The 19577-nt window shown below is 71.2% G+C and carries 24 protein-coding genes; 5 read left to right on the top strand and 19 right to left on the bottom strand.

Translation table 11 applies throughout. From position 1 onward, the window contains the following. Positions 1-95 precede the first annotated feature (95 nt). The 17 genes from ACIQWX_RS26840 to hrcA all read right to left on the bottom strand — a co-directional run bounded on the left by ACIQWX_RS26840 (position 96) and on the right by hrcA (position 12978). The gene (locus ACIQWX_RS26840) at positions 96-521 is read right to left on the bottom strand and encodes a YbjN domain-containing protein (RefSeq protein WP_400876589.1); all 426 of its coding nucleotides are present in this window, start codon (positions 519-521) and stop codon (positions 96-98) included. Further along, positions 518-1333 (bottom strand): isoprenyl transferase, encoded by an 816-nt coding sequence (locus ACIQWX_RS26835; RefSeq protein WP_400876586.1) that lies wholly within the window; start codon positions 1331-1333, stop codon positions 518-520. The genes ACIQWX_RS26840 and ACIQWX_RS26835 overlap by 4 nt, the downstream gene beginning before the upstream one ends. Before the next feature lie 41 nt (positions 1334-1374). Beyond that, positions 1375-2136: a DNA repair protein RecO gene (gene recO, locus ACIQWX_RS26830; protein WP_400876583.1), complete on the bottom strand. Its 762-nt coding sequence runs from the start codon at positions 2134-2136 to the stop codon at positions 1375-1377. 52 nt (positions 2137-2188) lie between these two features. Next, on the bottom strand, positions 2189-2656 hold the full coding sequence (locus tag ACIQWX_RS26825; protein ID WP_400876580.1) for a CD225/dispanin family protein: 468 nt from the start codon (positions 2654-2656) through the stop codon (positions 2189-2191). 68 nt (positions 2657-2724) lie between these two features. Then, positions 2725-3762, bottom strand: a complete 1038-nt coding sequence (locus ACIQWX_RS26820; protein WP_400876578.1) for an RDD family protein — start codon at positions 3760-3762, stop codon at positions 2725-2727. Positions 3763-3947: 185 nt separating this feature from the next. Then, complete coding sequence (locus ACIQWX_RS26815; RefSeq protein ID WP_400876575.1) at positions 3948-4397, bottom strand: DUF2752 domain-containing protein; 450 nt, start codon at positions 4395-4397, stop codon at positions 3948-3950. Then, entirely contained in the window at positions 4394-4708 is a 315-nt protein-coding gene (locus ACIQWX_RS26810) for a CD225/dispanin family protein (RefSeq protein WP_400876573.1), read from the bottom strand. The genes ACIQWX_RS26815 and ACIQWX_RS26810 overlap by 4 nt, the downstream gene beginning before the upstream one ends. 30 nt (positions 4709-4738) lie before the next feature. After that, positions 4739-5044, bottom strand: a complete 306-nt coding sequence (locus tag ACIQWX_RS26805; RefSeq protein WP_400876570.1) for a CD225/dispanin family protein — start codon at positions 5042-5044, stop codon at positions 4739-4741. A 1-nt stretch (position 5045) separates the two neighbouring features. Beyond that, positions 5046-5942: a GTPase Era gene (gene era, locus ACIQWX_RS26800; RefSeq protein WP_400876567.1), complete on the bottom strand. Its 897-nt coding sequence runs from the start codon at positions 5940-5942 to the stop codon at positions 5046-5048. Continuing rightward, complete coding sequence (locus ACIQWX_RS26795; protein WP_086679058.1) at positions 5939-6277, bottom strand: cytidine deaminase; 339 nt, start codon at positions 6275-6277, stop codon at positions 5939-5941. Before ACIQWX_RS26795 ends, era begins: the two co-directional genes overlap by 4 nt. After that, a complete protein-coding gene (locus ACIQWX_RS26790; RefSeq protein ID WP_400876564.1) occupies positions 6270-7616 on the bottom strand; it encodes a hemolysin family protein in 1347 nt (448 codons plus the stop codon). The genes ACIQWX_RS26795 and ACIQWX_RS26790 overlap by 8 nt, the downstream gene beginning before the upstream one ends. 9 nt (positions 7617-7625) lie before the next feature. After that, positions 7626-8186 carry an rRNA maturation RNase YbeY gene (gene ybeY / locus ACIQWX_RS26785; protein WP_372666718.1) on the bottom strand — a complete coding sequence of 187 codons (561 nt, stop codon included), beginning with the start codon at positions 8184-8186 and terminating at the stop codon, positions 7626-7628. Beyond that, the gene (locus ACIQWX_RS26780; protein ID WP_400876561.1) at positions 8183-9256 is read right to left on the bottom strand and encodes a PhoH family protein; all 1074 of its coding nucleotides are present in this window, start codon (positions 9254-9256) and stop codon (positions 8183-8185) included. The genes ybeY and ACIQWX_RS26780 overlap by 4 nt, the downstream gene beginning before the upstream one ends. Positions 9257-9342: 86 nt before the next feature. Beyond that, a complete protein-coding gene (locus ACIQWX_RS26775; protein WP_400876559.1) occupies positions 9343-9705 on the bottom strand; it encodes a histidine triad nucleotide-binding protein in 363 nt (120 codons plus the stop codon). Positions 9706-10005: 300 nt separating this feature from the next. Next, complete coding sequence (locus ACIQWX_RS26770) at positions 10006-10758, bottom strand: 16S rRNA (uracil(1498)-N(3))-methyltransferase (RefSeq protein WP_400876556.1); 753 nt, start codon at positions 10756-10758, stop codon at positions 10006-10008. Between the two features lie 2 nt (positions 10759-10760). After that, positions 10761-11924 carry a molecular chaperone DnaJ gene (gene dnaJ, locus ACIQWX_RS26765; protein ID WP_400876553.1) on the bottom strand — a complete coding sequence of 388 codons (1164 nt, stop codon included), beginning with the start codon at positions 11922-11924 and terminating at the stop codon, positions 10761-10763. 31 nt (positions 11925-11955) lie between these two features. Next, positions 11956-12978 (bottom strand): heat-inducible transcriptional repressor HrcA, encoded by a 1023-nt coding sequence (gene hrcA, locus ACIQWX_RS26760; RefSeq protein ID WP_400876551.1) that lies wholly within the window; start codon positions 12976-12978, stop codon positions 11956-11958. Positions 12979-13299: 321 nt separating this feature from the next. Between hrcA and ACIQWX_RS26755 the strand changes: the two genes are divergently transcribed. The 3 genes from ACIQWX_RS26755 to ACIQWX_RS26745 all read left to right on the top strand — a co-directional run bounded on the left by ACIQWX_RS26755 (position 13300) and on the right by ACIQWX_RS26745 (position 14826). Beyond that, positions 13300-13473, top strand: a complete 174-nt coding sequence (locus tag ACIQWX_RS26755; RefSeq protein WP_400876548.1) for a YbaB/EbfC family nucleoid-associated protein — start codon at positions 13300-13302, stop codon at positions 13471-13473. A gap of 33 nt (positions 13474-13506) precedes the next feature. Continuing rightward, positions 13507-14337 carry a hypothetical protein gene (locus ACIQWX_RS26750; protein WP_400876546.1) on the top strand — a complete coding sequence of 277 codons (831 nt, stop codon included), beginning with the start codon at positions 13507-13509 and terminating at the stop codon, positions 14335-14337. A gap of 249 nt (positions 14338-14586) precedes the next feature. Further along, on the top strand, positions 14587-14826 hold the full coding sequence (locus ACIQWX_RS26745) for a hypothetical protein (protein WP_400876544.1): 240 nt from the start codon (positions 14587-14589) through the stop codon (positions 14824-14826). On the opposite strand, the gene ACIQWX_RS26740 is transcribed toward ACIQWX_RS26745, so the two are convergent. Together ACIQWX_RS26740 and ACIQWX_RS26735 are read right to left on the bottom strand one after the other, a co-directional pair. Then, entirely contained in the window at positions 14823-15674 is an 852-nt protein-coding gene (locus ACIQWX_RS26740; RefSeq protein ID WP_400876542.1) for an aldo/keto reductase, read from the bottom strand. The two genes, ACIQWX_RS26745 and ACIQWX_RS26740, sit on opposite strands and share 4 nt — an antisense overlap. Positions 15675-15747: 73 nt before the next feature. Then, positions 15748-17238 carry a CoA-acylating methylmalonate-semialdehyde dehydrogenase gene (locus ACIQWX_RS26735; RefSeq protein WP_400876539.1) on the bottom strand — a complete coding sequence of 497 codons (1491 nt, stop codon included), beginning with the start codon at positions 17236-17238 and terminating at the stop codon, positions 15748-15750. Positions 17239-17370: 132 nt separating this feature from the next. Here ACIQWX_RS26735 and ACIQWX_RS26730 point away from each other — a divergent pair, with 132 nt between their 5' ends. Continuing rightward, entirely contained in the window at positions 17371-19005 is a 1635-nt protein-coding gene (locus ACIQWX_RS26730; RefSeq protein ID WP_400876536.1) for a PucR family transcriptional regulator, read from the top strand. 58 nt (positions 19006-19063) lie between these two features. Continuing rightward, complete coding sequence (locus ACIQWX_RS26725; RefSeq protein WP_400876534.1) at positions 19064-19396, top strand: SSI family serine proteinase inhibitor; 333 nt, start codon at positions 19064-19066, stop codon at positions 19394-19396. Positions 19397-19577: the final 181 nt, after the last annotated feature.

Here is a 19577-nt window from a genome sequence, read left to right as displayed (position 1 = left end):
CCGGCACCGAGAGCACCGCACATCCGCGAACGGTCGAAAAGGGCCGGAATACGACCGGAATTTACCGTTCGCGACGCCGATATGCCCCGTGTGGGTCATTCGCCGGGCGCGATTCCCGGCAGTTCGGTCCGCAGCTGCGACGCCGTGGACACCACCAGCATCAGCAACGTCCCGAGCGCCGCCGCATCCAGGCCGGCGGCCGGGAACGCGTACCGCAGCGTCACGTCGAGCCCGCCGTCCGAATGCCCGACGCCGAGCGTGCCGAAGAGCCCCTGGCCCGCCCGCTCGGCGACGGCCAACGACAGGTCCGGACGGTCCGCCAGGTCCCAGCCGACCACGCAGGTCAGCGACAGCACGGTGAGACCTTCGCCGAGCCGGGTCGCCTGGATCACGCAGGGGACGTCGCCGTGGGAGAACGTCAACGCGCCGTCGTCGTCGACCCGCACCTCGAGGTACCGCTCGAGCGCGTCCTTCGCCTGCGTCAGCAGCTCCGCGGTCTCGGCCGCCTCGGTCGCGCTCACGACGAAGCCGCCTGGTCGACCGCGCCGCCGAAGCGGCGGTCCCGCTTCGCGAACTCCAGGCACGCCCGCCACAAGTGCGTGCGGTCGAAGTCCGGGAACAGCGTGTCCTGGTAGACCATCTCGGCGTAGGCCGACTGCCACAGCAGGAAGTTCGACGTCCGCTGCTCGCCCGAAGGCCGCAGGAACAGGTCGACGTCCGGCATGTCCGGCTGGTACAGGTACTTGCCGATGGTCTTCTCGGTGACCTTCGAGGGGTCCAGCTTGCCGTCGGCGACGTCGCGCGCGATCCGCTGCATCGCGTCGCCCAGCTCGGCGCGGCCGCCGTAGTTGACGCACATCGTCATGTTCAGCGCCGTGTTGTGCTTGGTCTTCTCCTCGGCCGCCTGCAGTTCCTTGATCACCGACGCCCACAGCTTCGGCCGCCGCCCGGCCCACCGGATGCGCACGCCGATCGAGCCGAGGTAGTCGACCTGGCGGCGGATGGTGTCGCGGTTGAAGCCCATCAGGAACCGCACCTCTTCGGGGCTGCGCTTCCAGTTCTCCGTCGAGAACGCGTACACCGAGAGCCACTTGACGCCGATTTCGACCGCGCCGGCGGCGACGTCGATCATCACCGCCTCGCCGCGCTTGTGGCCTTCGATGCGCGGCAGGCCGCGCTGGTTGGCCCAGCGGCCGTTGCCGTCCATGACCAGCGCGACGTGCTTGGGCACCAGCTCGCGCGGGATTTCCGGCGGCTTCGCGCCGGACGGGTGCGGATCCGGGGCCCGCAGCTCGTACCGCGACGCCTTGCTCTCGCGTCCCCTGCGCAGCACAGCGAGCCTCCCTGGATGGGTGATACCGATCAGGGCCGACCCTACTGCCCGCGTACCACGGTCTCCCGGGCGCGTCGCTCGACCAGGGGAAGGGACCGGAGCTGACGCTCCAGATGCCACTGGAGGTGGGCCGCGACCAGGCCGCTCGCGTCGCGGCGGGTGCCGGGCAGGGTCGACTCGGCCATCGTCCACTCGCCGTGCAGCAGGGCCGTGAGCAGGTCCAGGACCTCCGGCGCGGGGTGCACGGAGCCCGGGACGCGGCAGTCCTGGCACATCGAGCCGCCGGCGGGGACGCTGAACGCGACGTGCGGGCCGGGCAGGCCGCAGCGGGCGCACTCGGTGAGCGCGGGCGCCCAGCCGGCGTAGGACATCGCGCGGAGGAAGAACGCGTCGAGCACGAGCGACGGGTCGCGTTCGCCGGCCGCGAGCGACCGCAGCGCGCCGCAGACGAGGAGGTAGAGCTTGAGCACCGGCTCGCCCTCTTCGGCCGAGAGCCGGTCCGCGGTTTCGGCGATCGCGCTGGCCGCGGTGTAGCGCTGGTAGTCGGCGACCAGCGGCAGCTGGAACGCGTCGACGGTCTCGACCTGGGTGATGACGTCGAGCGTGCGTCCGGTGTAGAACTGCACGTCGACGTGGCCGAACGGCTCCAGCCGGGCCCCGAACCGCGACGACGTCCGCCGCACGCCCTTCGCGACGGCGCGGACCTTGCCGTGCCGGCGCGTGAGCAGGGTGACGATCCGATCGGCCTCACCCAGCTTGTGCGTGCGCAACACCACCCCGGTGTCGCGGTAGAGGTTCACCACCCCGACATCGTCCCACTTCGGGGTGATGCCGGGGTGGAGCGCCCCGCGGGAATCAGCAGTAGGAGTAGCCGTAGCAGGTGTACGTCGTCGCGGTCACCGCGACGATGATCAGGATGATCGCCGTGACGCAGCCGATGCCGCCCAGGATGCTGGAGATCAGGCAGAGCGTCTTGGTGGTGCGCGACGCCTGCTCCGCCATCATGTAGTTGCCCTGCATCTTGTACGTGCCGACCTCGTTCGACTTCATGATCGCGAAGATGCCGAGGATCAGGCCGCCCAGGAAGAGCGAGGCGATGGCCCAGCCCTTGTAGTCCTTGATGGCGTTGATGTCGCCGCCGCCGGGCATGCCGTAGCCGGGCGCGCCGAAGCCACCGGACGGCGGCTGGCCGTACGGCGCGGGCTGGCCGTAGGGCGCGGGCATCCCGCCCGACGGCGTGCCGTAACCGGGCTGCTGCGGGAAACCGCCGGACTGAGGCTGCTGGCCGTAGGGCGGCTGCTGCTGGCCGTAGGGATTGGTCATGAACTGGTACCCCAACTATTCGTGAACGTCCGCCGGGTCACCCCGGCGTGGTGTGGAAAAGGCGTGCCTCAGTGGTGCGGCGGCTGGTCGTTCGGCGGCTGGCCGAACTGACCCGGTTGGATCTTCTGGGTCTGCCCGGCGTCGCCCTGGCCTTCCGGACGCAGCATCTGCGTCCGCTCGGCCTGCTCGTCGAACGCGGACCCGCCGCCCCCGGCGGAGTCCGGGCGGAGCATCTGGGTGCGCTCGACCTCGTCGAAGGCGGAGCCGCCACCCGGCGGCGGGGCGAGCGGCTGGCTCGGCTGCTGCCCGAAGCCGCCCGGCTGGGGCGTCTGCGGGAAACCGCCGGAAGCCGGTTGCTGCTGCGGGAAACCACCCGGCGCGGGCTGGCCGAAGCCGCCGGACTGCGGCTGCTGCTGCGGGAAACCGCCGGACTGCGGCTGGCCGAACTGGCCCGGCTGGCCGGGCTGCTGGCCCGCGGGCGGGTAGCCGCCGGCGAAGGGCTGCTGCGCGCCGGGCTGCTGCCCGAACGGGGCCTGGCCGGGCGCGGCGTCGGCCTGCACCACGACCGTGCTGACGATCTTGTCCGCGAAGGTCTGGCTCTTGTCGTCCCACAGGGGCCACAGGAAACCGATGTAGCAGGCCGCGCCGTCGGCGATGTGGCACAGGTCGCGCAGGAACGCGGACCCGGCGCCGACCGGCTGCCCGGTCTGCTCGCTGATCAGCTTGATGCCCAGGATCCGCTTGCCCAGCGACTGACCGGTGTTGCCCTGCTGGATCCACCGGTTGTAGACGGCCCAGCCGATGCCGGCGAGCGCGCCCAGCCCGTACAGGGCCCCGCCCAGGCCGTACGCGCCGGAGACGAAGAGGATGACCGCGAGGAGGTAGATGACGATGACCGGCGCCTGGTCGATCAGCAGCGCACCCGCGCGCTGGCCCCAGTTCGCGTAGTTTTGCGGCGCGCCGAAGGGGGTACCCGGCTGGCCGAACGGCGCTTGCTGCCCATAGGGCTGCCCGTACGGCGGCGGCGCCTGGCCGGGCTGTCCGAACGGTTGCTGGCCGCCGGGCTGCTGCTGCCCGAAGGACGGCTGACCGTAGGGATCGGTCATTGGTTCTCCCCCTCGCTGCTCACTCCACCGCGCACTCCGCACGGAACCCGCGCCGGACACACGGCACTGGTCCGCGGGAGCGTACTCGGTTCACCTGCGGCCGCGCTGCCCAGGCATCCACTGTCCGGGTGAACCGAACAAGCCTCCGACGCAGAGCGTGGCGAAGCGGTTCCCGTCCGTCCGAATCAGACGTGCAGGCTGGTGAACGGGGCGAACGGGAGGTTGCGAATGACGAACCAGACGACGAACACGACGCCGGCGGTCAGCGGGGTCCAGCGCCAGTGCAGCCAGCTGTTTACCCAGCGACCGCGCAGCCGTCCGACGGTCCAGGCGACCGTGCTCCAGACGAAGAGGAGGACGAAGACGAGCGAGACGGCGTTGTAGTGCAAGGCCGCGGGCAGGTCGCCGTGCATCAGGCTGTAGGCCATCCGCATGCCGCCGCAGCCGGGGCAGTCGATGCCCAGCAACGCTTTCGTCGGGCAGACCGGGAGCCAGCCGCCGGGGGTGGTGGGGTCGCCGATCCAGACCGCCACGCAGGCGGCGCCGAGCCCGCCGACGACGGCCATCGGGGCGCCGAGGGCGCGCAGGGTGGCTTTGGCGCCGCGGGCCGGGTGTCCCGTGTAGACGGTCGTCATGGCACCAGCCTCCAGGCGGTGGTGCCGACGAAGGCGATCATGACGAAGATGAAGGCCAGGTAGAGCCCGATCAGCACGCCGAACGAGATCGCCGACCACATCGCCCACTTGCGGGCTTCGTCGGCGGCCCGGTGCGCTTCGGCGGGGAAGCCCTGGAACCACAGCGAGTTGACCTGACTGGCCTTCACGATGGAGACGATACCCAACGGCATGCAGCACATCACCGTCGACAGGATCGCCCAGACCATGTTGTTGTCCGGCGGCGGTCCGTAGTGGGGGCCCCAGCCGTAGGGCGGGTACTGCTGGTACACCGGGATCGCCTCCTGCCGCCGAACCTTGCGTCAGTACGACGCGGCGTCTTCGGTCAGCGTTCCGAAGAGCAGCACGACCGTCACGATCGCCGCGACCCACAGGACGGCACCGGCGACGGCGGCGACGATCGCCCACCGCCGGGCGTCGCGGGCCGCTTCGTGCGCGGCTTCCGGGTTGCCCTGCGCCCAGAGCTTTTCGACCTTCGCGGCCTGGTAGATCGACAACGCGCCGAACGGCAGGCAGCACAGGATCGCGCTGACGATCCCCCAGACCAGGTGGCTCGCCGGCGGCGGTCCGGGGTTGTAGTCGGCCGGCGGCCGCGGCTGCTCGCTCACGTCAGAACCCGAGCCGGCGCAGCTGACGGGGGTCGCGCTGCCATTCCTTGGCGACCTTGATGTGCAGGTCGAGGTAGACCTTGGAGCCGAGCAGCGCCTCGATGTTCTTGCGCGCGCTGGCGCCGACCTCACGCAGCCGTTCGCCCTTGTGCCCGAGGATGATGCCCTTCTGGCTGGGCCGCTCCACGAACAGGAACGCGTGCACGTCGATCAGGTCGTCGCGGCCTTCGCGGGGCAGCATCTCCTCGACGGTGACGGCGATCGAGTGCGGCAGCTCGTCGCGGACGCCTTCCAGCGCCGCCTCGCGGATCAGCTCGGCGACCAGCGTCTGCTCGGGTTCGTCGGTGAGCTCGCCACCCGGGTAGAGCTGCGGGCCCTCGGGGAGCTTGCCGACGAGCAGGTCCGCGAGCGCGCCGACCTGGAAGCCGTCCACCGCGGACACCGGGATCAGCTCGGCGAACTCCATCACCTCCTGCAGGGCGAGCAGCTGCTCGGCGACCTGCTGGGGCTGGACGAGGTCGGTCTTGGTGACGACGCCGATGACCGGGGTCCGCTTGGCGATCTTCTGCAGCTCGCCGGCGATGAACTTGTCGCCGGGGCCGATCTTTTCGTTGGCCGGCACGCAGAACCCCACGACGTCCACTTCGGACCACGTGGTGTGCACGATGTCGTTGAGCCGCTCGCCGAGCAGGGTGCGGGGGCGGTGCAGGCCGGGGGTGTCGATGAGGACGAGCTGGGCGTCCTCCCGCGAGACGATCCCGCGGATCGCGTGGCGCGTGGTCTGCGGCTTGCTGGAGGTGATCGCGACCTTGGTGCCGACGAGGGCGTTGGTCAGCGTCGACTTGCCGGCGTTGGGACGGCCGACGAAGCACGCGAAGCCGGAGCGGTGTTCCGTCATCGCTCGAGCACCTCGAGGACCGTGCCGTCCGGGGCGGCGAGGATGATCGGCGCGTACTTGGCGATGTCGCGCACGGCGTGCACGGACGCGCCCTTGAGCAGGCCTTCTTCGCTGACGACGGCGGCGGCTTCGATGCCTTCGGCGCCGCTCGAGAGCGCCGCGGCGACCGCGGCCTGCAACGCGGTGAGCTTGAACGAGGGCTGGTCGACCGTGCCCGCGGCGTAGGTGCGGCCGTCGGTGTCGCGGACCGCGGCGCCCTCGGGGGCCTGGATGCGGGCGCGCGAGGACCGGGCGAGTACGACCAGCTTCTGGTCCTCCGCCTCGAGGTCAGGCATGTTCGACGCTCCTGTCGCGTTCGTCGGGGTGGGGCAGGCGCGTGCGCCGCCGGGTGGTGCGGTCGGCCGGGTCGGTCATCGCCTCGGCGTCGGCCGGGTGGACGACGACGGTGGTGATCCGCATGCGGCCGCGCCGGTCCTTGCCCCCTTCGGCGAACAGCCGAAGGCCGGCGACCTCGGCTTCGGCCCCCGGTAGCGGGACCCTACCCAGTCGTTCCGCGAGCAGCCCGCCCACGGTCTCCACGTCGTGGTCTTCGAGGTCGATGCCGAAGAGCTCGCCGAGGTCGTCGACGCTCATCCGGGACGAGACGCGGACGGCGCCGTCGTCGAGCTCTTCGACCTCGGGGCGCTCGTCGGCGTCGGACTCGTCGGTGATTTCGCCGACGATCTCCTCGAGCACGTCCTCGATGGTGAGCAGCCCGGCGGTGCCGCCGTACTCGTCGACGGCGATCGCCATGTGGTTGTGCGAGCGCTGCATCTCCTTGAGGAGCTCGTCGAGCCGTTTCGAGTCGGGGACGAAGGAGGCTTCGTTCATCAGGGTGCTGACGATGGTGCTCGCGCCGTCCGGGTCCATGTACCCGGCCATGAGGTCCTTGATGTTGACGACGCCGACGATGTCGTCGACGGACTCGTCGATCACCGGGAGCCGGGTGAAGCCGGTGCGCAGCGCCAGCGCGAGGGCCTGGCGGACCGTCTTCGTGCGCTCGATCCAGACGATCTCGGTGCGGGGCACCATGACCTCGCGGGCGACGGTGTCGCCGAGCTCGAACACCGAGTGGATCATCTCGCGCTCGGAGTCCTCGACGACGCCGCGTTCCTGGGCGATGTCGACCAGCTCGCGCAGCTCGACCTCGGAGGTGAACGGGCCTTCGCGGAAGCCCTGGCCGGGGGTGATGGCGTTACCGATGAGGATGAGCAGGCGGGACAGCGGGCCGAGGATCGAGCCGAGGACGCGGACGGGCCCGGCGACGTAGCGGCCGATGCGGTAGGGGTGCTGGCGGCCCAGGGTGCGGGGACCGACGCCGATGAGGACGTAGCTGACGACGACCATCACGACGGCGGCGACGAGCACGGCGACGCCGAGCGGCGCCAGGCGCGTGCCCACGAACACCGTGACGAGGACGGTGGCGGTGAGCTCGCAGCCGAGGCGCAGCAGGAGCAGCAGGTTGATGTGGCGGCGGCGTTCGGCGACGACGGCGGAGAGCTGGCGGGCGCCGGGCAGCCCGAGCCGGGCGAGGCCGTCGGCCCGGGCCTGCGAGACGGTGCTGATGGCGGCGTCGGCCGCGGCGAACACGCCCGCGAGGAGCACGAGCGCGATCGCGAAGAGGAGCTGGACCATGGCTGACGCCTAGGGCGTTTCCCCGGCGGGTGGTTCGGCGGACGCGTCGAGCCCGGCGAAGCCGAGGACGCGGTCGTCCGAGCTGCGCTGGGCGTCCTGCTTCTGCAGCGCCGCGACGGCGTCCTGGTACTCGCCGAGGATCCGCTTCTGGAGGGCGAACATCTCGCGTTCCTCGGCGGGTTCGGCGTGGTCGTAGCCGAGGAGGTGGAGGCAGCCGTGCACGGTGAGCAGGTGCAGCTCGTCGATCAGGGCGTGGCCCGCGGTCTTGGCCTGGTCCTTGGCGAACGCCGGGCAGAGCACGATGTCGCCGAGCAGCGCCGGGGACGCGTCGGGCGCGTCGGGGCGGCGGCTGGAGTCGAGCTCGTCCATGGGGAAGGCCATGACGTCGGTGGGGCCGGGGAGGTCCATCCAGCGTTCGTGCAGGTCTTCCATGACGTCGAGGGTGACCAGCAGGATGGACAGCTCGGCGAGCGGGCTGACCTCCATCTTGTCGAGCGCGTAGCGGGCGGCCGAGACGATGGACGTCTCGTCGACGTCGACGCCGGACTCGTTGGCGATCTCGATGCTCACCGCCGGTTGCCCTTCCAGCCGTTGCCCTGCTGTTCCTGCGCGTCCTGCACGGCCTGCCACTTCTCGTAGGCGTCGACGATGTCGCCGACGAGCTTGTGCCGGACGACGTCCTGGCTGGTGAGCTCGGAGAAGTGGAGCCCGTCGACCGAGCCGAGGATGTCGCGCACGACGCGGAGGCCGCTGCGCTGCCCGTTGGGGAGGTCGACCTGGGTGATGTCGCCGGTGACGACGATCTTGGAGCCGAAGCCGAGCCGGGTGAGGAACATCTTCATCTGCTCGGGCGTGGTGTTCTGGGCCTCGTCGAGGATGATGAAGGCGTCGTTCAAGGTGCGGCCGCGCATGTAGGCGAGCGGCGCGATCTCGATGGTGCCGGCCTGCATGAGCCGCGGGATCGACTCGGGCTCGACCATGTCGTGCAGCGCGTCGTAGAGCGGCCGCAGGTAGGGGTCGATCTTCTCGTTGAGCGTGCCGGGCAGGTAGCCGAGGCGCTCGCCGGCTTCGACGGCCGGGCGGGTCAGCACGATGCGGGTGACCTGCTTGGCCTGCAGCGCCTGGACGGCCTTCGCCATCGCGAGGTAGGTCTTGCCGGTGCCGGCGGGGCCGATGCCGAAGACGACGGTGTGCTTGTCGATGGCGTCGACGTAGCGCTTCTGGTTGAGCGTCTTGGGCCGGATGGTCTTGCCGCGGCGGGAGACGATGTTGAGGCTGAGGACCTCGGCGGGCGAGGCGTCCCCGGTGGAGAGCATGCCGATGGTGCGGCGGACGGTGTCGGGTCCGACCTGCTGGCCACCGCCGGCGAGCTGCACGAGCTCGGCGAAGACGCGTTCGGCGAACGCGACGTCGGCGGGGGTTCCGGTCAGGGTGACCTCGTTGCCGCGGACGTGCACGTCGGCGGCCAGGAGCTCCTCGGCGACGCGCAGGTTCTCGTCTCGGGAACCGAGCAGGCTGAGCGCGGCGGCATCGGGAATGGGGAACCGGGACTGCGCAGCCTGAACGGAGGCATCCTCGGTCTTGGCGACGTCCCCGGGGACGTCGGGTCGGGCGGCACCACCCGGTACGGTTCCGGCCACGTGGCCTCAGGCCTGCTTTCTCGGTGAGGGAGAACGGACCCCACCGATGCTACTGGCACCCACCGACAAGACGCAGGCCGGTTTCCCTAGTCCTCCTGCGGAGCCCCGAAGAGCCCCAGCGGCTCCCCGCCGAGAACGTGGGCGTGCACGTGGAAGACGGTCTGCCCGGCATCCTCGTCGGTGTTGAACACCACGCGGTACCCGCTCTCGACGACGCCTTCGAGCTCGGCGACCTTGCGGGCGGTGAGCGCCACATCGGCGAGCAGCTGGGGGTCGGCGGCAGCCAGCTCCCCCAGGTTCCGGTACCGGGTCTTGGGCACGACGAGGACGTGGACCTTCGCCTGAGGCCGAATATCCCGGAAGGCGAAGGTGGTGTCGTCCTGGTAGACGACGTCAGCAGGGATCTCCCCGGCGATGATCCGTTCAAAGAGAGTCTCAGCCTCACTCATGAGGAGGACCCTACCGACGAACGAAAGACGCGGCACACAACGGGCACCGAACGGGATACGAGAGAGGGGGCCGCGGAGCGGTAGACCCTGGGGGTCGATCTACCGCATCCGCGGCGGCCGCCGGACCGAGGGGGGAGGTGCCCGGCGGAGCTTTGTAACTTCCCAGTGGCGCACCCGGCCCGAACGGTCCGTGACGGCCCGGAACGGTGCGTGGTGCGTTAGTAAACGAGAGTAACGGGTCGGAGTGTGATCGCGCCATAACTGGGCGCAAAATCAGGCTTCTTTTTTCCGGTGATCTTTTCACCGCCACCGGGTCGTCAGTGCGCCCAAGGCTCCCAGCGCGACGGCCGCGGCGGTGGACGTCCGCAGCACCGTCGTACCCAGCCGAACGGCTCGGGCGCCGGCTTCGCGCAGGGCGCGAAGCTCGTCGTCCGTGATGCCGCCTTCCGGCCCGACGACCAGGAGGATGTCGCCCGCGTCGGGCAGGTCGAGGTCGGTGAGCCGGTCGGGGACGTCGGATTCGAGCACGATCGCCAGGGACATCGTGGCGACCAGCCCGGCGAGCTCGCCGGTGGTGACGGCCTCGGTGACGTCGGGGACGTGGGCCCGGCGGGCCTGCTTGGCAGCAGACCGGGCGGTGGCGCGCCAGCGGGCGAGGGCTTTGTCGCCGCGGCCGCCGTCCTCCCACTTGGCGACGCTGCGGGCCGCGCGCCAGGGGACGATCGCGTCGACGCCTGCCTCGGTGGCCAGCTCGACGGCGAGTTCGCCGCGGTCACCCTTCGCGAGGGCCTGGGCGACGAGGACACGCAGAGCGGGCGGCTCCTCGGTCCAGCTTTCCTCGACCGACAGCGTCAAAGCGGCGTCGCGGCCGGGCTGGACGGCTTCGACGACGCAACGGGCCATCGCGCCCGCACCGTCCGAGAGGACGAGCCGCTCCCCCGCGCGCAGGCGGCGGACGGTGGCCGCGTGCCGGGCTTCCTCGCCGTCGAGGACCGTCCGCCCGGAGGCGGGCACGGCGGCGGCGAGGAAGACCGGCAGGGTCGTGTCGGGCACGGTCAGCGGTGGTTCTTGGCGCGCAGCTTGGAGAAGAGGCCGCCGTGCTTTCCGTTCGACGACAGCGTCGGGGCTTCCTCGCCGCGCTGCTGGGCCAGCTCGACCAGCAGTTCGCGCTGGGCGTCGTCAAGCTTGGTCGGCACCTGGACGTCGATGTGGACGTGCAGGTCGCCGCGGCCGTCGACGCGCCCGGAGGACCGCAGCCGCGGCATGCCCTTGCCGGTGAGCACGAGCTCGGCGTTGGGCTGGGTACCGGGCTCGATGTCGAGCTCGTAGTCGCCGTCGACGAGCGTCGCGATGGGCACCGTGGCGCCGAGCGCGGCGGTCGTCATCGGGACGCGGAAGTTGCAGTGCAGGTCATGGCCCTGCCGGACGAAGACCTCGTGCGGGGTCTCGTCGATCTCGACGTAGAGGTCGCCAGCCGGGCCACCGCCGGGGCCGACCTCGCCCTGGCCGGAGAGGCGGATGCGCATGCCGTCGCCGACGCCCGGCGGGATCTTGGCGGTGACGTTGCGGCGCGCGCGGATGCGGCCGTCGCCGCCGCACTGGCGGCAGGGGTCGGGGATGACCTCGCCGAAGCCGCGGCAGACCGGGCACGGGCGGGCGGTGACGACCTGGCCGAGGAACGACCGCTGGACGGACTGGACCTCGCCGGCGCCGCCGCAGGTGTCGCACGTCTTGACCGAGGTGCCCTCGCTGGTGCCGGCGCCGCGGCAGAGGTCGCAGACGATCGCCGTGTCGACGGCGATCTCCTTGTCGACCCCGGTGGCGCACTCCTCGAGGGTCAGGCCGAGCCGGATCAGCGCGTCGGAGCCGGGCTGGACGCGGCTGCGGGGTCCGCGCCCACGCCCGCCGCCACCGCCGGCCGCGCCGAAGAAGGCGTCCATGATGTCGCCGAGGCCGCCGAACCCGGCGAACGGGTCGCCGCCGCCTCCGCCGCGCGCGCCGCCGTCCATCGGGTCGCCGCCGAGGTCGACGATCTTGCGCTTCTGCGGGTCCGACAGCACCTCGTAGGCCGTCGTGACCTCGCCGAACTTGTGCTGGGCGTCTTCCGACGGGTTGACGTCGGGGTGCAGCTCCCTGGCCAGCTTCCGGTACGCGCGCTTGATCTCCTGATCGCTCGCGTTCTTCGCCACCCCGAGGATGCCGTAGTAGTCCCTCGCCACCGTCTTCGCTTCTCCTTCTGCTCTGCCCGGCTCAGCGGCCGTGCAGGATCTGCCCCACGTAGTTGGCGACCGCGCGCACCGCGGCGATCGTGCCGGGGTAGTCCATCCGGGTCGGGCCGACCACCCCCATGCCGCCGAGCACCATGTCCTGGCCGTAGCCGATCGAGACGACCGAGGTGCTGCGCATCTGCTCGTCTTCATTTTCCTCACCGATGCGCACCGTGATCGCACCGGGGTTGCGCGCGGCGGCCAGCAGCTTGAGCACGACCACCTGCTCCTCGAGGGCTTCGAGGACCTGGCGCAGCGAGCCCGGGAAGTCGGCGACGTTGCGCGTGAGGTTCGCGGTCCCGCCGAGGACCAGGCGTTCTTCGGGGTGCTCGGCCAGCGACTCGACCAGCACGGTCGTGACGCGGATGAGCGCGTCCCGCAGCTCGCCGGGCGCCTGGTCGGGCAGCTCGGCGACGCGCGCGGCGGCGTCGTTGAGCCGCCGCCCGGACATGGCCGTGTTGAGCACGGTCCGCAGCCGGGCGACGTCCTCTTCGGTGACGACGTCGCCGAGGTCGACCGTGCGCTGGTCGACGCGGCCGTTGTCGGTGATCAGCACCAGCATGAGCCGCGCCGGGGTGAGCGGCACCACTTCGAGGTGGCGCACCTTGGCGTTGGTCAGCATCGGGTACTGGACGACGGCGACCTGCCGGGTCAGCTGCGCGAGCAGCCGGACCGAGCGCTTGAGGACGTCGTCGAGGTCGGTGCCGCTGTCGAGGAAGGTGGTGATGGCCTTGCGTTCGGCCGTCGAGAGCGGCTTGATCTCCGAAAGCCGGTCGACGAAGAGCCGGTAGCCCTTGTCGGTCGGCACGCGGCCGGCGCTGGTGTGCGGCTGGGTGATGTAGCCCTCTTCTTCGAGGGTGGCCATGTCGTTGCGCACGGTGGCGCTGGACACGCCGAGGTTGTGCCGCTCGACGATCGCCTTGGACCCGACGGGCTCCTGGTTGGACACGTAGTCGGCGACGATCGCGCGCAGCACTTCGAAGCGGCGCTCATCCGCGTTGGCCACCGGTTCCTCACCTACCTCGCTCGCTGCTCACCCCGAGTTTACGGAAGCCTGAGCCGGTCGTGCTCAACCCGGGGCCGCGGGCCGGTCGCGGCGGTGGGTAAAGAATGGGCAAACGCATTCCCATGCACGGTTCCCGAAATGATTTTCCGGCTTGAGCCGGGAACCGAAAGGCGGTTTGCTGCCTCTGATCCGCGTGCCCTTCCCCGACTTCCGAGGTCGCCGTGAACCGAATCGAACCCGCTTCGGCCGGAATGCCCGAAATCGCCTGGCGCGCGGCCGAGGCGAAAGCGCGGCTCCAACGCGTATCGGCGACCGCCACGAGTGCCGACGGCCGTCACGGTCACCGTCAACACCGCCGGTGCGCTGCAGGAACTCACTTTCGGGCCGCGCGCGGACGAGCTGCCCCGCACCCGGCTCGCCCAGGCCGTCCTCGCTGCCGCGAAACGTGCTCAGCTCGACGCCGCGCAGCAGCTGACCGCGATCATGACGCCGTGATCGGGGCCGGCAGCGGCGCCATGGAATTCCTCCGTGAACAAATTCCGGCACCGCAGGCGGCAGAACCGGAACCGCCCGCCGACGACGACTTCGGCGGCCCGATCCTGCGCCGGGAGCGGTGATGGCTCCGCCGAGGCGTACCAGCGAACGGCCGAGAGCTACGTCGGCTTCCTGCGCGGCGCGGCGTCGCACGCGGGGGACGCGGCGACGGCGATGAACGTCGGCGCGGCGCTGGTCGGCACCGAGCGCGGGCTGATCCGCGACATGATCTCGTCGTTCGTCGGCGAGCTGATCGTCAAGGCGGTCGCGGCCGCGTCGTGGTGCACCTTCGGCGGCACCGTGGCGGCGTTCATCGCGGACACGGTCGTCGAGGGCGGGGTGCTCGCGGAGAAGATCAGCACGCGCATCGCGAAGGTCGTGGACAAGCTGGAGAGCCTGGCGAAGGGCGCGGGCAAGTCGAAGGCCGCCCTCGAAGGCGCGGCGAACGCGCTGAAGAAGGCGGGCAGGGGCGTCGACAAGCTCGTGGACAAGAGCGTCGACACGGCCGCGGGCATCGAGCGGAAGGCCGACGAGCTGAAGCAGGTGGGCCGGGAGGCGAGGTCCGCCGAGGAGACGGCGAAGGGCTGGAGCGACGCCGCCAAGGAGCACGTGCCGGGCCGCCAAAAGCTGGAAGGGCCGGGCAAGTACTCCGAGGAGGGCCGCAGCGTGCTTAACCAGCACAAGGTCCTCGACCCGGACGAGAAGGTGCACTGGAACACCGCCGACACCGTCGGCGTGGCGACCGAAGGCCGCCGCCAGGAGAACGAGCAGCAAGACCGGTACCACGAGGCGACGGAGGCCTACGAGAAGGAGCACCCCGAGTGAGTGACCGGCCCGAGGTGGAGCCGGCCAACCGCGACGGCCGGCTCCACCCGTCGCAGCGCGGCAAGCTGCTCGACCTGAACTTCTGGTTCGCCGCGGTGACGGGACTCGCCGCGCTCGTGACGACCGTGGGCATCACCTCCGTGGCGGAGACCGCCGGTGAAGTGCTGGGCGCGGTAGTCCCGCTCCTGGCGATCACCGGCTGGTTCGCGTACGTCTGCCGGCGCCGGCTCGCCGACGCGTTCGGCGGCCGTGACCGCGGTGACGGGCTGGACGCACGACTTCGACAGCGCGCGGCTCACCGACGAGTACCCGATCGGCCTGCACCGCAGCCCGGAGGGCTTCAAGAGCCTCGAGTCGTTCAGCCTCCGCGTCGGCGGCCGGACCTACCCGCTGGAGCGCGAGCTCCGCGAGCGGATCCGGCCGGACCGGGTCAACACGGTGCTGATCGCGCCGCGGTCCAAGCTGCTGATCAACGTCCTCCCGGCCTAGACCGTCTTGCTCAGGGCGTCGAACTCGGCGTCGGTCAGGTCGATGTCCGCGGCGGCGACGTTGTCCTCGAGGTGCGCGACCGACGAGGTCCCCGGGATCGGCAGCACGACGGGCGACCGCTTGAGCAGCCAGGCCAACGCGAGCTGCGACGGCGAGGCGTCGTGCTCCTTGGCGAGCGCGGTCAGCGGGCTGTCCGGGCCGGCGAGGGCGCCGGTGGCCAGCGGGAACCACGGGATGAAGGCGATCCCGTGCTCGGTGGCGTGCTCCAGCAGCGGCTCGGCATCGCGCTTAGCGAGGTTGAAGAGGTTCTGCACGGACACGATCTCCGCGGTCTTCTGCGCCTCGACGAGGTCGTCGACGCTGACCTCGGACAGCCCGATGTGCCGGATCTTGCCTTCGTCCTGCAGCTTCTTCAGCTCGCCGACCTGCTCGGCGACGGGCACCTTCGGGTCGATCCGGTGCAGCTGGAGGAGGTCGATCCGCTCGACACCGAGGTGGCGCAGGCTCAGCTCCACCTGCTGGCGCAGGTATTCGGGCCGTCCCACCGGGATCCACTGGTTCGGCCCCTGCCGGGTGAAGCCGGCCTTGGTCGCGATGAGCAGGTCGTCGGCGTAGGGGTGCAGGGCTTTCTTGATCAGCAGGTCGGCGACGAAGGGCCCGTAGGCGTCGGCCGTGTCGATCAGGGTGACGCCCAGCTCGACCGCGCGCCGCAGCACGCGCACGGCCTCCTCCGGGTCCTTCGGGTCACCCCACACACCGGGCCCGGTGAGCTGCATGGCGCCGTAGCCGAGGCGGGTGACCGGGAGGTCGCCGCCGATGGTGAAAGTGCCGGAGTTCTTCGCGCTCATGTCCGTCCCATCGTCGTCCGGGGTGCTCTCGAAGGTGAACCCCCGGAGTACCCCGGACGATTCCCGGAAACGATCAGGAGTTGCGCGGGAAGCCCAGGTTCACGCCCGCGTGCGACCGGTCCGGCCACCGCGAAGTCACGACCTTCGTCCGCGTGAAGAAGTGGAACCCTTCCGGACCGTAAGCGTGGCTGTCCCCAAACAGCGAGTCCTTCCAGCCCCCGAACGAGTAGTACCCCACCGGCACCGGGATCGGGACGTTCACCCCGACCATCCCGACCTCGACCTCGTTCTGGAACCGGCGCGCCGACGACCCGTCGCCGGTGAAGATCGCCACTCCGTTCCCGTACGGGTTCGCGTTGATCAGCTCCAGAGCGTCGTCGTACGACGCCGTCCGCGCCACCGACAGCACCGGGCCGAAGATCTCGTCCGTGTAGATCGACATGTCCGTGCGGACGTGGTCGAACAGCGTCGGGCCGAGCCAGAACCCGTCACCCGGCACGTCGATCCCGCGGCCGTCCACCACCAGCGACGCACCCTCGGAAACTCCGGCGTCCACATAGGACGCCACCCGCGCGTGGTGCGCTTTCGTCACCAGCGGCCCCATTTCCGACGCGGGGTCGCGGCCGTCGCCGACGCGAAGCCGGGACATGCGCTCGGTGATCTTCTCCACCAGCGTGTCACCGATCGGGTCGACGGCCACGACCACCGACACCGCCATGCAGCGCTCCCCCGCCGAGCCGAACCCGGCCGACACCGCAGCGTCGGCGGCCAGGTCGAGGTCCGCGTCCGGCAGGACGACCATGTGGTTCTTCGCCCCGCCCAAAGCCTGCACGCGCTTGCCGTGCCGGGTCCCGGTTTCGTAGACGTAGCGCGCGATCGGCGTCGACCCCACGAACGAGATCGCCTTGACGTCGGCGTGCGACAAGAGCCCGGCCACCGCCACCTTGTCGCCGTGCAGCACGTTCAGCGCGCCCGCGGGCAGCCCGGCCTCGGCAAACAGTTCGGCGATGAACACCGCGGCCGACGGGTCCTTCTCGCTCGGCTTGAGCACGACGGTGTTCCCGCAGGCCAGCGCGTTCGGGACGAACCACAGCGGCACCATCGCCGGGAAGTTGAACGGCGAAATCACGCCGACCACGCCGAGCGGCTGCGCGATCGAGTAGACGTCGACGCCGGTGGACGCGTTCTCGCTGAACCCGCCCTTGAGCAGCTGCGCGGCGCCGCACGCGTACTCGACGTTCTCGATCGCCCGCGCGACCTCGCCCGCCGCGTCGGACTCGACCTTGCCGTGCTCGCTCGTGACGATCTTCGCCAGCTCGTGCTTGCGCGCCGAGAGCAGCTCGCGGAAGGCGAACAGGACGCGCGTCCGGCCGGCCAGCGACGTCCCGCGCCAGCCCGGCAGCGCCGCCTTGGCCGCGGAGACGGCGGCTTCGACCTCGGCGTCGCCCGCGAAGTCGACGTAGGCCCGGACCTGGCCGGTCGCGGGGTCGAACACTTCGCCCGAGCGTTCGGCGGGCCCGCTGAACAGCTTGCCGTCGATCCAGTGGCTGATGCGGTCGGTCACGGCGCGCGCTCCTTCGCTCGGGGGTTCCCCCAGAGTCTCCGGGCGGGCGCCACGCCAACGCCATCGACAACGTGTACGGACTCCCCGTCCCAGCCGTACAGTCTGTCCCTGCCGATCAGACCGCGAGGAACCATGTACCCGACCGTCGCCGAGGTGCTCGCGCTGCCGGTGCTGCGCCAGGGCCGCCCGCACGTCGTCGCCGGCACGGCCGGGCTCGACGCCCCGGTGCGCTGGGCGCACGTCGCCGAGGTCGCCGACATCGCGCACCTGCTGCGCGGCGGCGAGCTCGTCCTGACGACCGGCGTCGCGCTCCCCGACGACGGCCCGGCGCTGGCCCGCTACGTCGCCGACCTGGCCGGGGTCGGCGCCGCCGGCCTGGTGATCGAGCTGGTCCGGCACTGGAGCGACAAGCTGCCCACCGCGTTGGTCGACGCGGCCGAGAAGCACGACCTGCCGCTGGTCACGCTCTCGCGCGAGACGCGGTACGTGAGCGTCACCGAAGCGGTGAACGGCCAGATCGTCGACGCCCAGGTCGCCGAGCTGCGCGCCGCCGAGCGCGTCCACGAGACGTTCACCGCGCTGACGGTCGCGGGCGCCGAACCCGGCGTCGTCCTGGGCGAGGTCGCGCGGCTGACCGAGCAGCCGGTGGTGCTGGAGACGCTGTCGCACGAGGTCCTCGCCTACGACGCCGCCGGCACCGACCCGGCCGAGCTGCTCACCGGCTGGCCGTCGCGGTCGCGGGTGGTGCAGGTGGGCGAGCGGACCGGCTACCACGCGGGTTCGGGCTGGCTGGTGACCGTCGTCGGCGCGCGCGGGCACGACTGGGGACGGCTCGTCGTCGTCTGCGCCGACCAGCCGCCGCACCGCCACCGGGTGGTCGCCGAGCGGGCCGCGTCCGCACTGGCCGTGCACCGGCTGGTCGCCAAGGACTCCGACGGCCTGGAGCGCCAGGCCCACCGCGCGGTGCTCACCGAGCTTCTCGCGTCGCCGGCGCCGTCGGCCGAGCTGCTGGCGCGGGCTTCGGCGCTGGCCGTGCCCCTGGCCGGGCGGCAGCTGGTCGGGCTGGCGGTCCGGCCCCGGCTGGCCGGCACCCGGCCCGCGCTGTCGACGCCGCCGGTGCTGCGCGAGCTGGCCGAGGCGACGGTCCTGGCGGCGCGCCGCGCGAAGGTGTCGGCGCTGGTGGCGACGGACGAGCTGGGCGTGCGGGCGCTGATCGCGCTGTCGCCGGAAGCGAACGCGGACACCGTGCTGCACCGGCTCGCGACCGACGTCCACGATGCCCGCGCCAGTGCGCCGGGCGTGCTCGCGGTCGGCACGACGGTGCTTTCGCCCGCCGAAGCGCGCCGGACGCTGCGGGAGGCGGGCCAGGTGGCGGCGGCCGCGCTGGGGACGGGCTCCCAGCGCGTCCTGCACCGGCTGTCCGACGTGCGGTTGCGCGGTTTGCTGCACCTGTTGTCGGGCGACGAGCGCGTGACGGCGTTCGCCGCTCGCGAGCTGGGCCCGTTGCTCCAGCGCGACGCGGCGTCGGGCAGCCGGCTGGTGCAGGCGTTGCGGCACTACTGCGAGCAGGGCGGCAACAAGTCGGCGGCGGCCGCGGCGGCCCACACCTCGAGGACGGCGTACTACCAGCAATTGGCCCGGATCGAGCAGGTCCTCGGCGTCCGGCTGGAGGACCCGGAGTCGATGCTCTCGCTGTACGTCGCACTGTTGGCGTGGGACCTCACCCGGTCGAGCGAAGAAGACTCACCCGGACGTGGAGCACAGTGATCGACCCCGGGCTGCCGATGGAACCGATATGGCCCTAATCCCCTTCGCAGCCTGTTTGATGAGCTTGAGCTGCCTCGCGCCCGCCCAGCCGCCGGCGTCGACGCTGCAGCTCACCACCCACGACACGGCCAACCGCATCGGCTCGGTGGTCCTGACGTGCGACCCGGCCGGCGGCACGCATCCGAAGCACGACAAGGCATGCACGGTGTTGTCGGCCGCCGACGGCGACTTTTCGCGGATCCAGTCACGCCACCAGATGTGCACGCTGATCTACGCGCCAGTGGACGTGACGGCGGTCGGAACGTGGCGCGGCAAGCCGGTGTCGTACCGGATGACGTTCGCGAACCGTTGTGAAGCGGATCGAGACTCGGACGACGTGTTCGCGTTCTGACGCGCGTCCGCGGTTGGTCGTCCGATTGGGCACGGTCTGCGCGCGGCCAGGCTGTGCCCATGCCACCGCCATTCGCCACGCTTCGGTCCCACGCTGCGTGACCACCTGAAAGCAGCAACGGCCGGCTTGGCGCGCGGAAGCCGCCGGGTCGCCCCCACGACGGCCCGGTGGCTTCCGCGCA

The sequence above is a fragment of the Amycolatopsis sp. NPDC098790 genome, from assembly GCF_044759945.1.
Lineage (GTDB): Bacteria > Actinomycetota > Actinomycetes > Mycobacteriales > Pseudonocardiaceae > Amycolatopsis.
The sequence above is the reverse complement of the archived record's forward strand: the minus strand, read 5'-3'. Positions and strand labels throughout refer to the sequence as shown.

Bases quoted from the DNA above. Each gene is read 5' to 3' on its own strand.
- ACIQWX_RS26825 (WP_400876580.1), bottom strand. From the start codon at position 2,656: ATGACCAATCCCTACGGCCAGCAGCAGCCGCCCTACGGCCAGCAGCCT.
- ACIQWX_RS26820 (WP_400876578.1), bottom strand. From the start codon at position 3,762: ATGACCGATCCCTACGGTCAGCCGTCCTTCGGGCAGCAGCAGCCCGGC.
- ACIQWX_RS26815 (WP_400876575.1), bottom strand. From the start codon at position 4,397: ATGACGACCGTCTACACGGGACACCCGGCCCGCGGCGCCAAAGCCACC.
- era (WP_400876567.1), bottom strand. From the start codon at position 5,942: ATGACGGAACACCGCTCCGGCTTCGCGTGCTTCGTCGGCCGTCCCAAC.
- ACIQWX_RS26795 (WP_086679058.1), bottom strand. From the start codon at position 6,277: ATGCCTGACCTCGAGGCGGAGGACCAGAAGCTGGTCGTACTCGCCCGG.
- ACIQWX_RS26790 (WP_400876564.1), bottom strand. From the start codon at position 7,616: ATGGTCCAGCTCCTCTTCGCGATCGCGCTCGTGCTCCTCGCGGGCGTG.
- ACIQWX_RS26775 (WP_400876559.1), bottom strand. From the start codon at position 9,705: ATGAGTGAGGCTGAGACTCTCTTTGAACGGATCATCGCCGGGGAGATC.
- ACIQWX_RS26740 (WP_400876542.1), bottom strand. From the start codon at position 15,674: ATGAGCGCGAAGAACTCCGGCACTTTCACCATCGGCGGCGACCTCCCG.
- ACIQWX_RS26730 (WP_400876536.1), top strand. From the start codon at position 17,371: ATGTACCCGACCGTCGCCGAGGTGCTCGCGCTGCCGGTGCTGCGCCAG.
- ACIQWX_RS26725 (WP_400876534.1), top strand. From the start codon at position 19,064: ATGAGCTTGAGCTGCCTCGCGCCCGCCCAGCCGCCGGCGTCGACGCTG.